Source organism: Stappia stellulata (assembly GCF_020176715.1).
Lineage (GTDB): Bacteria > Pseudomonadota > Alphaproteobacteria > Rhizobiales > Stappiaceae > Stappia.
This window is the reverse complement of sequence record NZ_JAIVMF010000008.1, coordinates 34588-54056: the sequence shown is the minus strand read 5'-3', so window position 1 is coordinate 54056 and position 19469 is coordinate 34588. Positions and strand designations below refer to the sequence as shown.

Sequence of the window (19469 nt, the reverse complement as noted above, 5' to 3'; positions counted from 1 at the left end):
GCATGATCCGCCGGATTTCCCATGCCGTTTGCCTGCTCGCGCTCCTCGCTCCCGTCAGCGGACTGGCGCAGGACGTGGATTGCTCCGATCCCGTCACGCAGATGGAAATGACCTATTGCGCGGAACAGGACTGGCAGGCGGCGGACGCGGAGCTGAACGCCGCCTATGGCCGGGCGATGGCGGCAATGAAACAGATGGACGCGGATCTTGCCGACAGTCCGGCGCTTGCCGGCGCGGCAAAGGCCCTGCGCGACGCCCAGCGCGCCTGGATCCCCTACCGCGACGCCGCCTGTGCCGCCTATGGCTTCCAGGCCCGTGGCGGGTCGATGGAACCCATGCTGATCTACCAGTGCCGCGCCGATCTCACCGGTCAACGCACCCGCGAACTCGATGATCTGGCGAGCGGGCTCGGCAACTGAGCCTTGCCCTGACCCGCGCCGCACCGTCTGGAGACCCCGATGCCCTATAAATTGTCGCGCGCCGCCTATGCCGACATGTTCGGCCCCACAACCGGCGACAGGATCCGCCTTGCCGACACCGACCTGATCATCGAGGTGGAGAAGGATTTCACCGTCTATGGCGACGAGGTGAAATTCGGCGGCGGCAAGGTGATCCGGGACGGCATGGGCCAGTCGCAGCGCACCCGCGCGCAAGGCGCGGTCGACACGGTGATCACCAATGCGCTGATCGTCGATCACACCGGCATCTACAAGGCCGACATCGGGCTGAAGGACGGCCGCATCGCCGCCATCGGCAAGGCCGGCAACCCGGACGTCCAGCCGGGCGTGGACATCGTCATCGGACCGGGCACGGAGGCGATCGCCGCCGAAGGCAAGATCGTCACCGCCGGCGCGCTCGACGTGCACATCCACTTCATCTGCCCGCAGCAGATCGAGGAAGCGCTCACCTCCGGCGTCACCACCATGCTCGGCGGCGGCACGGGGCCGGCGACCGGCACCAACGCCACGACCTGCACACCCGGCCCCTGGCATATCGAGCGCATGCTGCAGGCGGCCGAGGCCTTCCCGATGAACCTCGCCTTCGCCGGCAAGGGCAACGCGGCCCTTCCCGCCGCCCTTGAGGAACAGGTGCTCGCCGGCGCCTGCGCGCTGAAACTGCACGAGGACTGGGGCACGACGCCGGCCGCGATCGACTGCTGCCTGTCGGTCGCCGATGCCTATGACATCCAGGTGATGATCCACACCGACACGCTGAACGAATCCGGCTTCGTGGAAAACACCACCGCCGCCTTCAAGGGCCGCACCATCCACGCCTTCCACACCGAGGGTGCCGGCGGCGGCCATGCGCCCGACATCATCAAGCTGTGCGGCGAGGCGAACGTCATCCCCTCCTCCACCAATCCGACGCGGCCCTATACGGTCAACACCATCGACGAGCATCTCGACATGCTGATGGTGTGCCACCATCTCGACAGCTCGATCCCCGAGGACGTCGCCTTTGCCGAAAGCCGGATCCGGCGCGAGACCATCGCGGCGGAGGACATTCTCCACGACATGGGCGCCTTCTCGATCATCGCCTCGGACAGCCAGGCAATGGGCCGCGTCGGCGAGGTGATCATCCGCACCTTCCAGACCGCCCACAAGATGAAGGTCCAGCGCGGACGTCTCGCCGGCGAGACCGGCGCCAACGACAATCTGCGGGTGCGCCGCTACATCTCCAAGGTGACGATCAATCCGGCCATCGCCCATGGCCTCGCCGACCACATCGGTTCGGTCGAGGTGGGCAAGCTTGCCGACCTGGTGCTCTGGGACCCGGCCTTCTTCGGCGTCAAGCCGGATCTGGTCTTGAAACTCGGCACCATCGCCGCCGCCCCGATGGGCGACCCCAATGCCTCGATCCCCACGCCCCAGCCGGTACACTACCGGCCGATGTTCGGCGCCTACGGGCGCGCGATGACCGCCTCCTCGGTAACCTTCGTGTCGCAGGCAGCCTTCGACAATGGCATCAAGAGCAAGCTCGGGCTCGACCGGCTGGTGCTTCCCGTCGCCAACACGCGCGGCAGCATTTCAAAGGCCTCGATGGTGCTCAACGACGCCGTGCCGCATATCGAGGTCGATCCGGAAACCTACGAGGTCCGCGCCGACGGCGAACTCCTCACCTGCGAGCCGGCGGAAACGCTTCCCATGGCCCAGCGCTATTTCCTGTTTTAAGATCCGCGCGACACAACCGGGGATCGGGAGGGAGACGACATGTACACGGTGATCGGCTTTCCGCGCACACGCGCGATGCGGGTGATGTGGACGCTCGAGGAGCTTGGCCAGGACTACGAGCTGGTGCCGGCCATGCCGCAAAGTCCGGAGGTCCTCGCCCTCAATCCGCTCGGCAAGGTGCCGGTGCTGAAGGACGGGGACCATGTGCTCACCGATTCCGTCGCGATCTGCCAGTATCTCGCCGACAAGCACGGCGCGTTGACCTATCCCGCCGGCACGCCGGAGCGCGCGCATCAGGACGCCGTCACGCAATTCACCGTCGACGAGGTGGAAGGCGCGCTGTGGACCGCGGCCAAGAACAGCTTCATCCACCCCGAAGAGCTGCGCGTGCCGGAGATCAAGCGCGTCTGCGCGGCGGAATTCGCAACCGCAATGCAGCGGCTCGAGGTCACGATCGGCGACGGGCCCTTTGTCATGGGCGAGACATTCACCGTTCCCGACATCCTGCTCGGCCATGCCGCCGGCTGGGCCCGGGCGGCCAAGTTCGACGTGCCGGAGAGCGGACCCGTCGCCGGATATTTCGACCGCGTGACGGCGCGTCCGGCCTTCAAGGCCGCCCTTCTGCGCGGCAAGGATGCCGAAACATGATCCCTGTCACCGAAATCCTGCCGGCCGGAAGCTGGGAGGGCGCGCCCGACGACAGCGTCGTGCTCGACCGGGAAGACCGCCACCGGCGCCGCGCGGTGCTTGATGGCGCGCGCGGAACCCAGGTGCTGCTCGACCTGCCGAAGGCCGTCCAGCTGCGCCATGGCGATGGCTTGAAGCTGGAGGACGGGCGCATCGTCGCGATCCTCGCCGCCGCCGAGGAGCTGGTGGAGATCGAGGCGGAGACGACCGACGCGCTCATCCGGATCGCCTGGCATCTGGGCAACCGCCACCTGCCGACACAGCTCGTGCCCGGCGCGCTGCGCATCCGCCGCGATCACGTCATAGAGGACCTCGTGACCCGCCTCGGCGGCCGCATGAGCGTTTTGAGCGCACCCTTCGACCCGGAAGGCGGCGCCTATGGCCACGGCACGGTGCGCGGCCATGACCATTCCCACGATCACGGCCACGACCACGCGCATGACCACGGGCACGCGCACGGGCATCCCCATCTTCATGACCACTAACGCCGCCCTGTCGCCGGACGCGCTGCATGCGCTGCTCGCGTGGATGTCGCCGGCCTTTCCGGTCGGTGCCTATACCTACAGCCACGGGCTGGAATGGGCCGTTGAGGACGGTACCGTGACGGATGCGGCAAGCCTCACGGCCTGGCTCGCGGATATCCTGCACCATGGCGCCGGTCGCTCGGATGCCATCCTGCTCGCCCGTGCCATGGATGCCGCGACCGCCGGCGACAAACGCGCCTTTCTTGACCTGCTCGAACTCTCGCTCGCCCTGCAGCCCTCCGCCGAACGGTTCCTGGAGGCAAGCGCCCAGGGCGGCGCCTTCATCGCGGCCGTGCGCGATGCCTGGCAGCCGGCGAACGGATCTGCGGCGGCGCTCCTCTTTCGCGACCTGACCGACGCCCCCGAGGCGATCGCGCGCGGCGGCTGGAGCTATCCGCTCGCCGTGGCGCTTGCCGCAAGCGCCCATGCGATGCCCGCCGCCCCGATGGTCGGCGCCTATCTGCATGCCTTTACCGCCAATCTGGTGTCGGCGGCCGTGCGCGCGGTGCCGCTTGGCCAGACCGACGGCCAGCGCGTGATCCAGGCGCTCGGCCCGGCCATCGCCGCCCTAGCCGAAGGCGCGCTGGACAGCGGACTCGACGACATCGGCGGCTGCGCTTTTCTCGCCGACATCGCCTCGATGAACCACGAAACCCAGTACACGCGGCTGTTTCGCTCATGAGCATTCTTGCCGTCGCCCTGTCCGTCATCCTTTTGGGCATCGCCCTGCTGCATGCCTTGTGGGGGCTGCGGGTATGGTGGCCGATAGCGGACGAGGTCCGCCTTGCCAGAACGGTCGTCGGTGAGCGCGACATTTCGCACATGCCCGCGCCCGCCGCCTGTTTCGCCGTTGCCGGCGCCGTTCTCGCAGGCGCCGCGCTGCCATGGCTGTTGACCCACCGGGCGCTCCTGCCTGACCGGATCGCAACGCTCGCCCTGTTCGCCGCCGCAACCTTCGCGCTCGTGTTTCTGCTGCGCGGTCTTGCAGGCTTCACACAGCGCTTCGCCAGCGTTTTCCCCGAAGAGCCGTTTCGCGGCCTCGACCGCAAATATTTTTCACCGCTCTGCCTCCTTCTTGGCGGCGGGTTTTCGCTTCTCGTGATCTGGAGTTTCTAGATGACATCCCCGAACGGACCCTTGCGCGTCGGCATCGGCGGCCCCGTCGGCTCTGGCAAGACGGCGCTGATGGATGCGCTGTGCAAGCTGCTGCGCGACGATTTCGAGATCGCGGCGATCACCAACGACATTTACACCAAGGAAGACGCGGAGTTCCTGACCCGTTCCGGCGCGCTCGACGCCGCCCGCATCCGCGGCGTCGAGACCGGCGGCTGCCCGCACACCGCGATCCGCGAGGATGCCTCGATCAACCTCGCCGCGGTCGCCGATCTGGAAGCGGCCTTTCCCGCGCTCGACCTGATCCTGATTGAATCCGGCGGCGACAATCTCTCCGCGACCTTCTCGCCCGAGCTTGCGGATCTGACGATCTACGTGATCGACGTCTCCGCCGGCGACAAGATCCCGCGAAAAGGCGGCCCCGGCATCACCCGCTCCGACCTTCTGGTCATCAACAAGACCGATCTCGCGCCGCTGGTCGGCGCCTCGCTCGAGGTGATGGACCGCGATGCCCGCATGATGCGCCGCGAGCGTCCCTTCGTCTTCACCAACGTCAAGACCGGCAGCGGCGTCGACGCGGTGCTGGCTTTCCTGCTTGCGCGCGGCGGACTGCAAAAAACCAAAGCCACCGGCTGAGACCGCGCGGGCATGCTTGCACCCGGCGGACTGCGAAAAACCGAAGCCGCCGGCTGAGACCGCGCGGGCATGCTTGCACCCGGTGGACTGCGAAAAACCGAAACCACCGGCTGAGACCGCGCGGGCATGCTTGCACCCGGCGGACTGCAAAAAACCGAAACCGCCGGCTGAGGCCGCACGGGCATGCTTGCACGCGGCGGACTACGAAAAACCGAAGCCGCCGGCTGAGACCGCGCGGGCATGCTTGCGCGCGGCGGACTGCGAAAAATCGAAGCCGCCGGCTGAGACCGCGCGGGCATGCTTGCACCCGGCGGCCTTGTCCAACGGGAAATGGCGGGCTGAGGCTGACTGCGACCTTCCCCGGCGGGCGGTTTGCGCTATAGGTTGCACACGGATGAGCGAGGGGAGACGCGCCATGATGTTCGACGGGATCAACCTGCTGGCGGTGCTTGCTGCGGGCGTCGCCTCCTTCGTCGCCGGCGCGGCCTGGTACGGGGTGCTCGGCAAGCTGTGGATGCGCGCGGCCGGGCTGACCAAGGAGCAGACGCGCCCCTCAGCGCTGCTCTTCGCCGGCACCTTTCTCTGTCAGCTGCTGATGGCCTTCGTCTTCGCCGGCCTGATCTATCACGCCGGTCCGGTGACGGTCGCCAACGGCCTGCTGTCGGCAAGCCTCGTCTGGGTTGGACTGATCGCCACCAGCCTGATCGTCAATCACCGCTTTCAGGGGCAGCCCTGGTCGCTGACCCTGATCGACGGGGGCCACTGGCTGGCGGTTCTCCTCGTCCAGGGTGCGGTGATCGGCGCCATCGGCTGAACCCGGTTTTCCGCGCTTTTCGTTCCAAAGGCTTACGGGTTCCTCCCGAGCCTACGAAAGAACGACTGCAGCCCAGTGGACGGCCCGGCCCCTCATCCCCATAATGCGCGGCATTCGCAAGCACCGCATGTGCGCAAGTGCGGGACAAATGTCATTTTGGGAGGGTCCGTATGTCCGAAAATCTCTATCCGGTTCCGGCGGACATCGCCGCCACGGCGCTTGTCGACAACGCCAAGTACCAGGAAATGTACAAGGCCTCGGTGAGCGATCCGGAGGGCTTCTGGGCCGAGCACGGCAAGCGCATCGACTGGATCAAGCCCTACTCCAAGGTCAAGAACACCTCCTACGATCCGCACAACGTGTCGATCAAATGGTTCGAGGACGGCACGCTCAACGTCTCCGCCAACTGCGTCGACCGCCATGTGGCGACGCGCGGCGACAAGCCGGCGATCATCTGGGAAGGCGACGATCCGTCCGAACACAAGATCATCACCTACAAGGAACTGCATCACGAGGTGAACAAATTCGCCAATGTGCTGCATGCCATGGGCGTGAAGAAGGGCGACCGCGTCACCCTCTATCTGCCGATGATCCCGGAAGCAGCCTATGCGATGCTCGCCTGCGCCCGCGTCGGCGCGGTGCATTCCATCGTCTTCGGCGGCTTCTCGCCCGACAGCCTCGCCCAGCGCATCACCGGCTGCGACAGCAAGGTGGTGATCACCGCCGACGAAGGCCTGCGCGGCGGCCGCAAGGTGGCGCTCAAGGCCAATGTCGACAAGGCGGTCGAGGGCCTCGACGTCGACAAGGTCATCGTCGTCAAGCGTACCGGCGGCAACGTCTCGATGAAGGACGGCCGCGACGTCTGGTACCACGAGGAAGCCGACCGGGTCTCCGACCATTGCGCGCCGGTGGAAATGAACGCGGAAGATCCGCTGTTCATCCTCTACACCTCAGGCTCCACGGGCCAGCCCAAGGGCGTGCTGCACACCTCCGGCGGCTATCTCGTCTATGCCTCGATGACGCATCAATATGTCTTCGACTGCAAGGACGACGACGTCTACTGGTGCACGGCGGATGTGGGCTGGGTGACCGGTCACTCCTACATCGTCTACGGCCCGCTCGCTAATGGCGCGACCACGCTGATGTTCGAGGGCGTGCCGACCTATCCCTCGCCGGCCCGGTTCTGGGAGGTGGTCGACAAGCACAAGGTGTCGATCTTCTACACCGCGCCGACCGCGATCCGCTCGCTGATGGGCGCGGGTCCGGACCATGTCACCAAGACCTCGCGCAAGTCGCTTCGCATTCTCGGATCGGTCGGCGAGCCGATCAATCCGGAAGCCTGGCAGTGGTATTACGACATCGTCGGCGAGGGCCGCTGCCCCATCGTCGACACATGGTGGCAGACGGAAACCGGCGGCATCCTGATCACGCCGCTTCCCGGCGCCACCGACCTCAAGCCGGGCTCCGCGACGCGGCCCTTCTTCGGCGTCCAGCCGGCGCTGGTCGACGCGGAAGGCAAGATCCTGGAGGGCGCCACGGAAGGAAACCTGGTGCTGCTCGACAGCTGGCCGGGCCAGATGCGCACGGTCTACGGCGACCACGAGCGCTTCGTGCAGACCTATTTCTCCGCCTACAAGGGGATGTATTTCACCGGTGACGGCTGCCGCCGCGACGCGGACGGCTACTACTGGATCACCGGCCGTGTCGACGACGTGATCAACGTCTCGGGCCACCGCATGGGCACGGCGGAAGTCGAATCCGCGCTCGTCGCCCATCCCAAGGTCTCCGAGGCCGCCGTGGTCGGCTATCCGCATGATCTCAAGGGCCAGGGCATCTACGTCTATGTGACGCTGATGGCCGGCGAGGAGCCGAGCGAGGAGCTTGCCAAGGAACTGCGCACCTGGGTGCGCAATGAAATCGGCCCGATCGCCTCGCCGGACCTCATCCAGTTCGCACCGGGCCTGCCCAAGACCCGCTCGGGCAAGATCATGCGCCGCATCCTGCGCAAGATCGCCGAGGACAGCTTCGAGAACCTGGGCGACACCTCGACGCTCGCCGACCCCGCCGTGGTCGACGACCTGATCGAGAACCGTCAGAACCGCCCGTCCTGACGGCGGCTGACGGACCAAGTCGAACCGAACAGCAAACGCCGGGACCGCAAGGCCCCGGCGCTGAAGATGATCGCAGAGATTGCTGAAGACCGGTCATCCTTCAAAGCCGCTGCTGTTGTGCGGGCCGCTGTCTCCCTCGCAGTCGTCATCCCCGCCCCCGAGCGGGGATCCATTGGCACCCCCGGCAGGGGCGAGGCGCTCCACCAGTCGCCACAGGGCCGCCACGCAGCCGCAGCACTCCTATAGCCGCCGCTCTGGGAACGAATAGGCCCCGGGTCGCGGCTTCGCCTTGCCCGGGGTGACGGCCTGAGACCAGGACGGCAGTGCACCGCTTCGCCACACACCCGCTTTTTTCGGGTGAGGTGGAATTTTCCTGACAGAAGACCGAGAGACAACAACGCTCGCCGGCGCAAGCTCAGCGCGCCAGATAGGTCGTCTTGATCTGGTTGGCGATGGCCGAAAAACGCTCGATCAGCTCGTCGTCGTCATCGGCGAGATAATAGTCCGACGGCGTCGAGGCACACTTTTCCATGACCTTCTTGGCATTCGAATTGCCGCCGATCTGGAAGCCCACGGTGATGATCTTGATGCCGCTGTCCTTTGCTTCCTCACACAAGCGGATCGCGCGATTGGTGGATTCCGACCCGCCCGTATGTGCCAGCCAGTCATAGTCCACGCCGCGAACGCGCGCGGGCTGGAAGTAGGTGTTGAATTCGCCGTCCGTCATCAGGAGCATGTATTTCAACACGCGCTCGTCGGATTCAGGCGCCGGACGGCTTTCGTTCGGCCAAAGTCCCGACCAGCGGCTGGAGAGCGTGTACCACCCCCAGGCAACGCCGGTCTGGCCGGCAGTGTTTCCCGACGCATTCAGGTTTGCGATCGTGTGAAGAGGCGTCCCGCTTTTCGAGGACGACCCCGGGTCGAGCGTCAGCGGAACGAGCTTCGCGTTTGGGCACACAAATCCGGAACTGCTGCGAACCCTGTTGCCGCTCTTGTAGTAGCCGCGCTTGTTGCCGCTGCGAACGGTACCGGGTCCAACAACCGCCGTTGTATAGCTGTCATCCGTATAGGCCTGCGCGCCGCCGCGCTCGGTCACGCAATACTCGAATGACCTGCGCGATCTATTCCATCCACCGGTCGCCTTGGTTGCCCGCGTGGAGCCGATATTCACCCCCGAGGCATAGGGAATGACGGCGATGCGGACCTTTTCGTTGGCGTCGGCGGAATCCGGCGGCACCAGCGTGTTGACGAAGGCAGCCGCCGCATCGCGCAGCGCCCGGATCTTGGAGCCGCCCATCGATCCGGTCACATCGAGCACCAGCGCCGCCTCCACGCTCTTGGGATAGACCGCCTGCGCATTGACGGACACGTCGAGCTTTTCCGGCCCAAGGCCCCCCAATCCGATGAAAAAGGTCGGGACGCTGGCGCTTGCCGCCACCGCGATCTGGCGGGTCTGCGTGTTGATCTGCGGCTCCTCGATCGTCACGGTGGCGCCGGCGACACTGGAACCCTCACCGTTCGCGCCGAAATAGGCGGCGTAATTCTCGTCGAGAAAGGTCCGGATCTCGCCTTCCGACATGTTGCGGATCGACAATTCGCGGGCGACAGCCAGCATCGCCGCGTCGAGGCCGCGCGCCAGAGACTGGCGCTGGTTGACGGCGCGGGCGAAATCGATCCCGGCCCCGGCGGCCACGATCACGAAGACCAGCACCATGGCGAAAAGCGGCAGGATCGCGCCCGCACGATCCTCTGCAAAGGCACGCAACCGCGCGGTTTTCGCGTTGAACTTCCAGCCTGTCATCTCACGCACTCCAGCGGCGCCGTCGTTCGACGTCCTTTTGCGACAAGATTGCGCGAGAAAAGGCTTTGGCCCGGTTAACGCGGCCGTGCAGGCAGCGGGGTATCTGCCCACAGGATAAACGGACCGTTAACCCGACCTGCGAAACCCGGACGGATTGTCGCTCACGGTTCCAGTTCGGTGTCCCAGTAGAGAAAGTCGAGCCAACTGTCGTGGAGATAGTTCGGCGGAAACTGCCGGCCGTTGTTGTGCAGGTCCTGCACGCTCGGCGCGAACGGCATGTGAAACGGCCACATGCCGATGTCCTCGCAGGACTTGTTGGCCTTGCGCAGATTGCAGGGCGAGCAGGCGGTTATCACATTCTGCCAGGTGGTCTGGCCACCGCTCGACCGGGGCACGAGATGGTCGAAGGTCAGTTCCTCTCGGGCGCCGCAATACTGGCACTGGAACCGGTCGCGCAGGAAAACATTGAAACGGGTAAAGGCGGGATAGCGGTTTGGTTTGATGTAGCTTTTCAGGGAGACGACGCTGGGAAGCCGGAATTCGCTGCTCGGACTTCGAACGATGACATCATATTCGGAGACAATGTTCACCCGATCGAGAAACACGGCTTTCACCGCGTCCTGCCACCCCCAGAGCGACAGCGGATAATAGGCAAGTGGCCGGTAGTCCGCATTCAAAACAAGGGCCGGATGAGCCCCTGGAGAGATAGCGACGTTCACACCTTCGCTCCTCGTGCCGTTCAAGAACGGGAGCAGCGCCTCGGCGCGCCCCGATGCCGGCATAGTGTAGAGCGACAGTGACAGTCTTGTGAAGCAGATAACCGCGCGCGAACGGGCGTCGCGCGCGGTTTTTTGACGCTACGTCAGCCTTTCGGCCAGTCGCGGATGTCGACGAAGTGACCGGCGATCGCCGCGGCCGCCGCCATCGCCGGCGACACCAGATGGGTGCGGCCCTTGAAGCCCTGACGGCCCTCGAAGTTGCGGTTCGAGGTGGAGGCGCAGCGTTCGCCCGGCGCCAGCTTGTCGGCGTTCATGGCAAGACACATCGAACAGCCGGGCTCGCGCCATTCGAAGCCGGCTTCCTTGAAGATCGCATCAAGGCCCTCGGCCTCGGCCTGCGCCTTCACCAGGCCGGATCCGGGAACCACCATGGCGCTGACCGTGTCCGCCACCTTGTGGCCGCGCACGACCTCGGCGGCGGCGCGCAGATCCTCGATGCGACCGTTGGTGCAGGAGCCAATGAACACGCGGTCGAGCGTGATGTCCGTGATCGGCGTTCCCGCTTCCAGGCCCATGTACTGCAGCGCGCGCTTCTTGGAGGACTTGCGGTTCTCGTCGGCGATCTCGTCCGGGTCCGGCACGCTGCCGGTCACCGACACCACGTCCTCGGGGCTGGAGCCCCAGGTGACGATCGGCGGGAGGTTGGCCGCGTCGAGACGGATTTCCTTGTCGAAATGCGCGCCTTCGTCGGTGAACAGCGTCTTCCAGTAGGCGACCGCCTGATCCCAGGCCGCACCCTTCGGCGCCTTGGGGCGATCCTTGATGTAGGCGAAGGTCTTCTCGTCCGGCGCGATCAGGCCGGCGCGCGCGCCCGCCTCGATCGACATGTTGCAGACGGTCATCCGCCCTTCGACCGACAGCGCGCGAATGGCCTCGCCCGCGTATTCGATCACATGGCCGGTGCCGCCGGCGGTGCCGATCTCGCCGATGATGGCGAGAATGATGTCCTTGGCCGTCACGCCGTCCGGCAGCTCGCCGTCGACGGTGACCCGCATGTTCTTGGCCTTCTTCTGGATCAGCGTCTGGGTGGCGAGCACATGCTCGACCTCCGAGGTGCCGATGCCATGCGCCAGCGCGCCGAAGGCGCCATGGGTCGAGGTGTGGCTGTCGCCGCACACGATGGTCATGCCCGGCAGGGTGAAGCCCTGCTCGGGACCGACGATATGCACGATGCCCTGGCGGTTGTCCGTCTCGCTGTAATACTCGATGCCGAAGGCGCCGGCATTCTTCGCGAGCGTGTCGACCTGCAGCGCCGATTCCGGGTCGTCGATGCCGTGGCTGCGGTCGGTCGTCGGCACATTGTGATCGACAACCGCGAGCGTCTTGCCCGGCTGGCGCACCTGACGGCCGGTCATGCGCAGGCCCTCGAAGGCCTGCGGGCTGGTCACCTCATGCACGAGATGGCGATCGATATAGAGCAGGCTGGTACCGTCTTCCTGCGTATCGACCACATGGTCGTCCCAGATCTTGTCGTAGAGGGTTCTCGACGTGCTCATCCGTCTCTCCTTGAAAAACTTGCGGGGGGCCGGCGCGTCGGCGCGCGGCGAACTCGGGGCCGTGTCAGCCGAGATCGTCCAGTCCGATGACGGCGCTCAGCCGGGCATGGAAACGGGAGGGCAGGCGCCGACGATCGCACATGATGACGCGGCGCCAGGGCATTGTCCGCCCGGCGACATCGTGTCCGCATGTGTCGGCATTCGACATTTGAAAAAGGCCCTGCCGCTGAAGGATCCCTGATGATCCGTCTGCCCTGGACCCGAGGCCGTCCCGGGACGGGCAGCGGGCGGTTCGCCAGGCAAGACGGCTCCGCGTCCTTCAATGGCGCAGAACCCCCGTTCGGGTCAAGGTCGGATCGTTCGCGCGCGCCGCCGGTCAGCGCATCTTCAGCAGGCGGATGGCGCGGCTGGCTTCCATCTGGCTGAGGGCGGAGAATTCCTGGAGCGCCGCCGCCTCGCTTTCCGGCGGCAGCGACAGCACCTGTCGACGCGCGGTCGCGACCAGCTGGAAGGTCCTCTCGCTCACCCCCAGCGCCCGGCCGAGAATGACGGCGGTATCGACGGCGACCGCATTGAAGGCCCCCTGGGCGATCGTCTCAGGGATCTGCAGGATCTGCGCCGCGAGCCAGCCGAGATCGTCGATCCGCTTCTCGCGCGACAGTTGGGTGACCGCCTCGTCCACCTGCATCTTGCCGGCGTTGATCTCGTCGAGCATCAGCTTGCGTGCCATACGCGCGCGGCGCGCCACGCCCTTTTCGGCCATATAGGCCTGCTGGGCGATCTCCACCGCGTGATCCATTTCCTCCGCCGGCAGTTGCGTGACGAAGTCGCCGAGCTTCTTGCGCAGGCCTTCGGTGAGGGCATTGCGGATCTTGCCGGCCATGCTTCCGTCGTCGCGCGAGCGCGCCAGAAGGTTCTGCTGCACGGTGGCGTCCTCGCCCCCGCGCTCAAGCAGCACGCCGACGCCCTTTTGCGAAAAGGCGGCGCCGCGGTTCCCCGAAATCGCCTGGAGAACCTCGCGCCCGCTCTTCTCGACGATCACATCCGTCACCGCCTCCGAAACGCTCTCGCGCTTGGCAATCGCCATGCGATAACTGTCGTCGCGATTTTCCGCGATCTCGACAAGTTGCGCGTCGGTGAGCTTGGTCGACTGTTCGAGCACCGGACCGGCAACGGCGATGGACTCGTCGCTGGCCATCTTGAAGGCGAGCGCTTCCGGCGTTCGCTCCATCGGCGCCAGCTTCTGCGCCACTTCCGCGCGCACGCTCTCCGTGAGCTGGTCGAGAATGCGTCCGACCACCTCGCAAAAAAGGGCGTTTTCATCGTCGGACGGAGCTTTTTGAACGGCGTCGAACGCCTGCGTGATGGCAAGCACCAGGGTGCGGCGATCGTCGGGAGTGGCGGCAAGGCTGAGTGCCTTGATGCTGGCGAGGGTTTGCACAGTCGACCTCGTTGGATCTTGATTGCGTTTTGTTATCGGTCGATTTGAGATGGCAAAGACGAGGATTCAGTTAACCGGCGTAAAAATACAAACCCGACGCAACGGTAAGGTAAATACTCGTGTAAGACTTCTGCCTAGCGCATCAGGTCGGGCAGGAAGAGCACCAGCCCGGGCACCACGACGATGAGCGCCAGCCGGACGATATCCGCCGCCACGAACGGCAGCACGCCGCGAAAGATCGTCGAAAGCGGCACATCCGGCAGAACGGATTTCAGCACGAAGACATTCAACCCCACCGGCGGTGTGATCAGGCTGATTTCGGTGACCACGACGACGACGATGCCGAACCACACCAGGTCGTAGCCGAGCGCTGCCATCACCGGCGCGAAGATCGGCACGGTCAGGAGCACCATGGACAGGCTTTCCAGCACCATGCCGAGACAGAGATAGACCAGCAGGATGCATCCGAGGATCACCGGTGCGGGAAGCTCGGAGGCGCGCGCGAAGCCGGCAAGCGCCGACGGCAGGCCGGCGATATTGACGAAATTGGAAAAGATCAGCGCGCCAATCAACACCATGAACATCATGGTCGTCGTGGCGGCGGTATCGGCGAGCGTTTCCAGCAGGCTGCGCAGCGTCAGCCGACCGCGGAAAAGGGCGATGACGAAGGCGCCGCTGGCGCCGATGCCGGCCGCCTCGGTCGCGGTGAAGGCGCCGGTGTAGATGCCCCCGATCACCAGAACGAACAGTCCGACGATCCCGGACACGCCCCAAAGCGCCTTGAAACGGGCGGCATAGGGCATGCGCTCGGCCGGCGGTCCGGCGGCCGGATTGCGCCAGCAGGTGATGCGCACCGCCGCCATATATCCCAGGATGCCGAGAATGCCGGGCACGATGCCGGCGATGAAGAGCCGCGCGATGTCCTGCTGCGCCGTGACCCCGTAAAGAACGAGAATGACGCTCGGCGGAATGAGAATGCCAAGCGTGCCGCCGGCAGCGATGACGCCGCTCGCCAGCCCGTCGTCGTAGCGGTAGCGGCGCATCTGCGGCAGCGCCACCTTGCCCATGGTGGCGGCGGTGGCAAGCGACGAGCCGCAAACGGCCGAAAAGCCGCCGCAGGCGACCGCCGTCGCCATCGCCAGCCCGCCCCGGCGGTGGCCGAGCCAGGCATGGCAGGCGGCATAGAGTTCGTCCGACAGGCCCGCCCGCGTCACCAGATTTCCCATCAGCACGAAGAGCGGCACCACGGAGAGCGAATAGGACAGGCCGGTGTCGAAGGTCGTCTGGCCGACGATGGCAAGCGCCGGGCCGATGCCGAGCATCGCGGCGAGGCCGAGACCGCCGACCGCCGCCATCGCCATGGCGATGGGAACGCCGGCGAACATCACCACGATAAGGATCAGGAGGCCGGGCAACCAGGTTTCCATGACGCCAGTTTCCAAGTCGCAGACACACCGCAAGCCGGTGCGGGAGGGGCAGGGTCCGGCGGCGGCGCCGGAGACGGGACGGGACGGGCCGCGCTCAGTCGCGCCGGAAGACGACGACGACGGCGACCACCGCGGCGATCGCCGTGAACCCCGCCATGGCCGCGGCCACCGGGCCGAGCGGAACGCCGAGATAGACCGTCGCATCGCCATAGGCCGTGAAGTCGCTGGCGCTGACGGACAGACGCCACGCCAGCACCATGAGAACCAGCGCCGTAATCACCGCCGCAAGCACCGCGAACCCGCGCCGCAGCGGGCCCGGCAGGCGGGCGACCAGCAGGTCGACCGAGACGTGCTCGCGCCGCGCCGTGGCGATCGGAAGCCCGACGAAGATCACCAGCGCGAGAAGCACCTCGGTCAATTCATAGGCTCCCGGCAGGGGCGCGGAGAAGACCTCGCGCCCCAGCACGTCGACGAAGGTGACGATCATCATGGTCAACAGCAGCAGGGAGGCGGCAAGGCGCAGCACAAGGCCCGCCGCCCCGACGAGGCGACGCAGGCCGCCGCCCGCGCCGTCGCTGGAACGCAGTCCCGTCATTGCGCCTTGGCGATCTCGGCCCTGAGCATTTCCAGCGCGGCCGCGCCGTCGACGCCGCTCTTGGCGGCGGCGTCGAGGAAGCCCTGCTCGATGCCGGCCAGCTCTTCCTCAAGTTCGGCGGTCATCGCCGCATCGGCCTGCGAAAGGGCAACGCCCTTGTCGCTCATCACCTTGGTGCCGGCCGCATCCGCCGCATCCCAGGCCTGGCCCGCGAGCCGCGCCATGGCTTCGCCCGAAACGCTGTCGATGGCGGCCTTGTCTTCCTCCGACAGCCCGTCCCAGGTGCGCCGGTTCATGACCACGAAGAAGGAGGTGTTGTAGAGCCCGCCCGGCACGGAAACGCCATTGCGCACCACCTCGTCGATGCGGAAGAAGGGAACGGATTCGGCCGGAAACAGGATGCCGTCGGCAACGCCGTTGGCGAGGATCTCATAGACCTGCGGCGAGGGCGCCTGCACGCCGACCATGCCGAGCCGCTCGGCGATCTTGGCAACCACGCCGCCGCCGATGCGCATCTTCAGGCCCGCGAGATCGGAGACCGAGGAGACCGGCGTGTCGGTGGTGTAGATCATGCCCGGGCCGTGGGTGAAGACGGTCAGCAGCTTGACGCCATTGTGCTCGTCGGCCGCCTCGAGCATGGCCTCCTGCACCCGCCAGTAGGCGACCGAGAGCGCTTCGGCGCTGTCGGAGAGGAACGGCCCCTCGACGATCGGCGTCAGCTTGAACCGGCCCGGCGTATAGCCGTGAACGCCATAGCCGACATCGGCGGCGCCGGAGCGGATCAGGTCGAACTGGGCCGGCGGCTTGCCGATCGGCGAGGTCATGATCTCCACCGTCACCCGGCCGTCGGTGGCCTCGCTCACCTGCTCGCCCCAGGGGGCCAAGATATCGCGCACGATCGGATGCGACGGCGGCAGCCAGTTGGAAACGCGCAAGGTGGTTTCCGCCGAGGCCGGCAGGGCCGTGCCGACAACCGCCCCCCCGATGGTGGCCAGGGTTGCCAGGACGCCGAAAAGCTTTCTCATGAGTAATCCCCTCTGCTTGCCTGGATTTGTCAGGCTTTTTTTTGTGCGGTCTCGCGTGTAAGGGCATCCTCCGCCATTTTGCGGACCTTATCCAGTTGGATCTTGCCGAGCGCATTGCGCGGAAGTGCCGTTGCGAAAACAAGGGCTTTCGGATGCTTGTAGCGGGCAAGTCGCCCGTCGAATTGTCCAAGCAGCGCGCGCGGATCGCAACCGCCGTCCGACAGCGGCACGACCACCGCGACCGGCGTTTCGCCCCACTGTGCATCGTCGACTCCCACGACGGCGGCTTCCCGCACCTCCGGGAATTCGCGCAGGACCCGCTCGATCTCCGCCGGATAGATGTTCTCGCCGCCGGAAATGATCACGTTCTTCAACCTGTCGCGAAACCAGTAGACGCCGTTGTCGTCGACTTCGGCCAGATCGCCGGTCCGGAACCAGCCGTCGCGAAAACACGCGCGCGTCGCCTCGGGACGGTTCCAGTAGCCGGCGGTCACATTCGGCCCCTTGAGCTCGATCTCGCCGACCTCGCCGACGCCTGCTTCCCGTCCGTCGATGGTGATGCGCGCGGATGTGTGCAGACCGGCGCGTCCGATCGCACCGAATTCTGCGTCCGCGTCGTCGAGCCGCTGGTAGATCGAGACCGGGCCGGTTTCCGTCGCGCCATAGACCTGGAGAACCGGCACCCCGCGCTCGATGAACCCGCGCATCAAGGGATGCGGCACATCCGACGATCCGGTCGCGACAAGCCGCAGACTTGAGAGATCCGCCTCCGGCCAGCCGGGATGGGCCAGCAGCGCGGCCAGCGTCGCCGGAACCAGAACGGTCAGGCTCGGCCGGTCGGCGGCAAGGCTCTTCAGCACCTTGTCCGGGTGAAACCGGTCATGCAGCACGACGCTCGCCCCGACGTAGAGCGCCGGGGTGGTCTGGATGTTCAGCCCGCCGACGTGGAACATCGGCAGCACCGTCAAGACGGAGTCCTCGCTCGTCAGCCCCTGCATGTGGATGGCATTGAGCGCATTGGCCTGAACCGCCGCCTGCGTCAGCACCGCCCCCTTGGGACGGCCGGTCGTGCCCGAGGTATAGACCAGAAGCAACGCATCCCTGGCACTTCCAGCGGTTGCCTCGGGCCGGATCGGCGCATGCTCCGCGGCCATGCGGATCAGACCGCCGTCGCCCGGATCGGCGGAAATGGCAGACGGCAGCGCGCCGTCTTGCGCCATCGCGGCGACCGCCGCGGCGAACGCCGGCTGATGGATCAGCAGGCGCGCGCCGCTGTCGGTTACCGCATGGGCAAGCTCCGGCGGCGCGAGACGCCAGTTGAGCGGAACCAGAATGGCTCCGAGCCGGGCGGCGGCGAACAGAAGCGCCAGCGTGTCCGGCGCATTGGTGCCGAGATAGGCGAACCGGTCGCCGCGACCGATCCCGTGCTCGGACCGCAGGTAGCCGGCCAGCCTGCCGACCGCCCCCGCCATCTCGCGATAGGTCAGGACCTCGCCGTCGAAGAGCACCGCCGGCTTGTCGGGGGTGAAGCGGGCATGCGCTTCGATCCAGCTGTCGATGGAGGTCACGCGTCGCTTTCTCCCGGCAGATACAGGCTTTCGCGGCCAATTCTGTCGAGACAGATCTCCGCCGTCCAGGGCAGCATCAGCGAGCCACAGCGGCTGTCGCGGTAAAGCCGCTCCAGGGGCAGGGTCTTCAGCATCGACTGTCCTCCGCAGGTGCGCACGGCAAGCTGGCAGATCTCGTTGGCGTTTTCCATCACGGTATAATGCGCCGCCCAGGCGCGCATCATCTGCTCGCGCGAGGGATCGGGACCGGCTTCGGTGATCGCCTGGAACCACAGCGCCTTGGTCTGTTCCAGCATCAGCTGCATCTGGGCGACGCCCATCTGCTTCGTCGGGAACATCCGCCGCTTGACCGGGGGCAGGCCGGGCCATTCGCCGCGCAGATACTTGATGGTGAAATCATAGGCCGCCTGGGCGATGCCCATGTAGGTCGGCGACAGCGTCATGAACATGTGCGGCCAGCGGCTTGCCGCTTGGTAGTAGACCCCGCGCGGCATCAGCTGCTCGTCGTCCGGCACGAAGACGTCCTTGAAGATCAGCGTGCGCGACACCGTCCCGCGCATGCCGAGCGGATCCCAGTCGCCGACCACCTCCACGCCCTCGGCCCGGGCCGGCACGGCGATATACATCGTGTCGCGGCGCGAGGGCTTCTCGCCTTCCTTCATCTCGCCGCAGAGAATGCCGTAATAGTCCGCATGACCGGACAGCGAGGCGAAGATCTTCTTGCCGTTGATCAGCCAGCCGCCGTCGACCTGTTTCGCGCTGGTGGAAAAGGGGGCAGCGCCCGCCGCCGCCGCGCCGCCTTCGGAAAACGGCTGCGAGTAGATCGCCCCGTCGTCGAGAATACGCGCATAGTGACGCGCCCTGCGCTCCAGGTGGAGCTCGCGCTCGGCCGCGCTCATGTCGAGATCGTCGGTCAGCGCGCCGGTCCACAGGCAGGAGCAGACATGCATGTTCCAGGTCAGCGCGGTGGCGCCGCAATAGCGCCCGATCTCCGCCGCCGTCATCATGTAGGCGCGAAACGGCGCGCCGTGGCCGCCGTTTTCCTTCGGCACGCAGATGCCGAGCAGACCGGCCTCATGCATGTCGCGATAATTCTGCGTCGGAAAGGTCGCCTCGCGGTCGTATTGCTCCGCCCGCGGCGCGAACCGCGTCCGGGCGACCCGGCGCGCCAGGCTCGTCAATTCGGCTTCCTGTTCGGTGAGACGGAACGCCGCCGGATCGAAGATCGGCCGGTCGATGTCCGTTGCATCAAGGTCGGCGATGGTCATGAAGCGGGTCCTC

The 19469-nt window shown here is 66.1% G+C and carries 19 protein-coding genes; 10 read left to right on the top strand and 9 right to left on the bottom strand.

What is annotated here, in order from left to right:
* Nucleotides 1–2: 2 nt before the first annotated feature.
* The 9 genes from LC092_RS11395 (at nt 3) to acs (ending at nt 8056) form a co-directional block, all read left to right on the top strand.
* Nucleotides 3–419: a lysozyme inhibitor LprI family protein gene (locus tag LC092_RS11395; protein WP_412103576.1), complete on the top strand. Its 417-nt coding sequence runs from the start codon at nt 3–5 to the stop codon at nt 417–419.
* 39 nt (nt 420–458) lie between these two features.
* Nucleotides 459–2171 carry an urease subunit alpha gene (gene ureC / locus LC092_RS11390; protein WP_224806653.1) on the top strand — a complete coding sequence of 571 codons (1713 nt, stop codon included), beginning with the start codon at nt 459–461 and terminating at the stop codon, nt 2169–2171.
* Nucleotides 2172–2210: 39 nt separating this feature from the next.
* Nucleotides 2211–2819: a glutathione S-transferase family protein gene (locus LC092_RS11385; protein ID WP_224806652.1), complete on the top strand. Its 609-nt coding sequence runs from the start codon at nt 2211–2213 to the stop codon at nt 2817–2819.
* Nucleotides 2816–3343: an urease accessory protein UreE gene (locus LC092_RS11380; protein ID WP_224806651.1), complete on the top strand. Its 528-nt coding sequence runs from the start codon at nt 2816–2818 to the stop codon at nt 3341–3343. The genes LC092_RS11385 and LC092_RS11380 overlap by 4 nt, the downstream gene beginning before the upstream one ends.
* A complete protein-coding gene (locus tag LC092_RS11375) occupies nt 3333–4064 on the top strand; it encodes an urease accessory protein UreF (protein ID WP_224806780.1) in 732 nt (243 codons plus the stop codon). The genes LC092_RS11380 and LC092_RS11375 overlap by 11 nt, the downstream gene beginning before the upstream one ends.
* Nucleotides 4061–4498, top strand: coding sequence for a DUF3995 domain-containing protein (locus LC092_RS11370; protein ID WP_224806650.1), 438 nt, complete (start codon nt 4061–4063; stop codon nt 4496–4498). The genes LC092_RS11375 and LC092_RS11370 overlap by 4 nt, the downstream gene beginning before the upstream one ends.
* Complete coding sequence (ureG, locus tag LC092_RS11365; protein ID WP_224806649.1) at nt 4499–5131, top strand: urease accessory protein UreG; 633 nt, start codon at nt 4499–4501, stop codon at nt 5129–5131.
* 394 nt (nt 5132–5525) lie between these two features.
* Nucleotides 5526–5945 carry a DUF1761 domain-containing protein gene (locus LC092_RS11360; RefSeq protein WP_224806648.1) on the top strand — a complete coding sequence of 140 codons (420 nt, stop codon included), beginning with the start codon at nt 5526–5528 and terminating at the stop codon, nt 5943–5945.
* A gap of 170 nt (nt 5946–6115) precedes the next feature.
* The gene (gene acs / locus LC092_RS11355) at nt 6116–8056 is read left to right on the top strand and encodes an acetate--CoA ligase (RefSeq protein ID WP_224806647.1); all 1941 of its coding nucleotides are present in this window, start codon (nt 6116–6118) and stop codon (nt 8054–8056) included.
* Nucleotides 8057–8471: 415 nt separating this feature from the next.
* Here acs and LC092_RS11350 read toward each other — a convergent pair whose 3' ends face one another.
* The 3 genes from LC092_RS11350 to leuC all read right to left on the bottom strand — a co-directional run bounded on the left by LC092_RS11350 (nt 8472) and on the right by leuC (nt 12132).
* The gene (locus LC092_RS11350) at nt 8472–9857 is read right to left on the bottom strand and encodes a TadE/TadG family type IV pilus assembly protein (RefSeq protein ID WP_224806646.1); all 1386 of its coding nucleotides are present in this window, start codon (nt 9855–9857) and stop codon (nt 8472–8474) included.
* Nucleotides 9858–10018: 161 nt separating this feature from the next.
* On the bottom strand, nt 10019–10576 hold the full coding sequence (locus LC092_RS11345) for an HNH endonuclease (RefSeq protein ID WP_224806645.1): 558 nt from the start codon (nt 10574–10576) through the stop codon (nt 10019–10021).
* A gap of 143 nt (nt 10577–10719) precedes the next feature.
* Nucleotides 10720–12132, bottom strand: coding sequence for a 3-isopropylmalate dehydratase large subunit (leuC, locus tag LC092_RS11340; RefSeq protein ID WP_224806644.1), 1413 nt, complete (start codon nt 12130–12132; stop codon nt 10720–10722).
* Here leuC and LC092_RS11335 point away from each other — a divergent pair.
* Entirely contained in the window at nt 12125–12373 is a 249-nt protein-coding gene (locus LC092_RS11335) for a hypothetical protein (RefSeq protein WP_224806643.1), read from the top strand. The two genes, leuC and LC092_RS11335, sit on opposite strands and share 8 nt — an antisense overlap.
* A 135-nt stretch (nt 12374–12508) precedes the next feature.
* Here LC092_RS11335 and LC092_RS11330 read toward each other — a convergent pair whose 3' ends face one another.
* From LC092_RS11330 to LC092_RS11305, 6 genes are all read right to left on the bottom strand, one after another.
* Nucleotides 12509–13573, bottom strand: coding sequence for a DUF2336 domain-containing protein (locus LC092_RS11330; RefSeq protein WP_224806642.1), 1065 nt, complete (start codon nt 13571–13573; stop codon nt 12509–12511).
* Nucleotides 13574–13707: 134 nt separating this feature from the next.
* The gene (locus LC092_RS11325) at nt 13708–15000 is read right to left on the bottom strand and encodes a TRAP transporter large permease (protein WP_224806641.1); all 1293 of its coding nucleotides are present in this window, start codon (nt 14998–15000) and stop codon (nt 13708–13710) included.
* Between the two features lie 94 nt (nt 15001–15094).
* On the bottom strand, nt 15095–15595 hold the full coding sequence (locus tag LC092_RS11320; RefSeq protein ID WP_224806640.1) for a TRAP transporter small permease: 501 nt from the start codon (nt 15593–15595) through the stop codon (nt 15095–15097).
* Complete coding sequence (locus LC092_RS11315; protein ID WP_224806639.1) at nt 15592–16620, bottom strand: TRAP transporter substrate-binding protein; 1029 nt, start codon at nt 16618–16620, stop codon at nt 15592–15594. The genes LC092_RS11320 and LC092_RS11315 overlap by 4 nt, the downstream gene beginning before the upstream one ends.
* 29 nt (nt 16621–16649) lie before the next feature.
* Nucleotides 16650–18188, bottom strand: coding sequence for a class I adenylate-forming enzyme family protein (locus tag LC092_RS11310; protein ID WP_224806638.1), 1539 nt, complete (start codon nt 18186–18188; stop codon nt 16650–16652).
* The gene (locus LC092_RS11305; protein ID WP_224806637.1) at nt 18185–19456 is read right to left on the bottom strand and encodes an acyl-CoA dehydrogenase family protein; all 1272 of its coding nucleotides are present in this window, start codon (nt 19454–19456) and stop codon (nt 18185–18187) included. The genes LC092_RS11310 and LC092_RS11305 overlap by 4 nt, the downstream gene beginning before the upstream one ends.
* Nucleotides 19457–19469 lie beyond the last annotated feature (13 nt).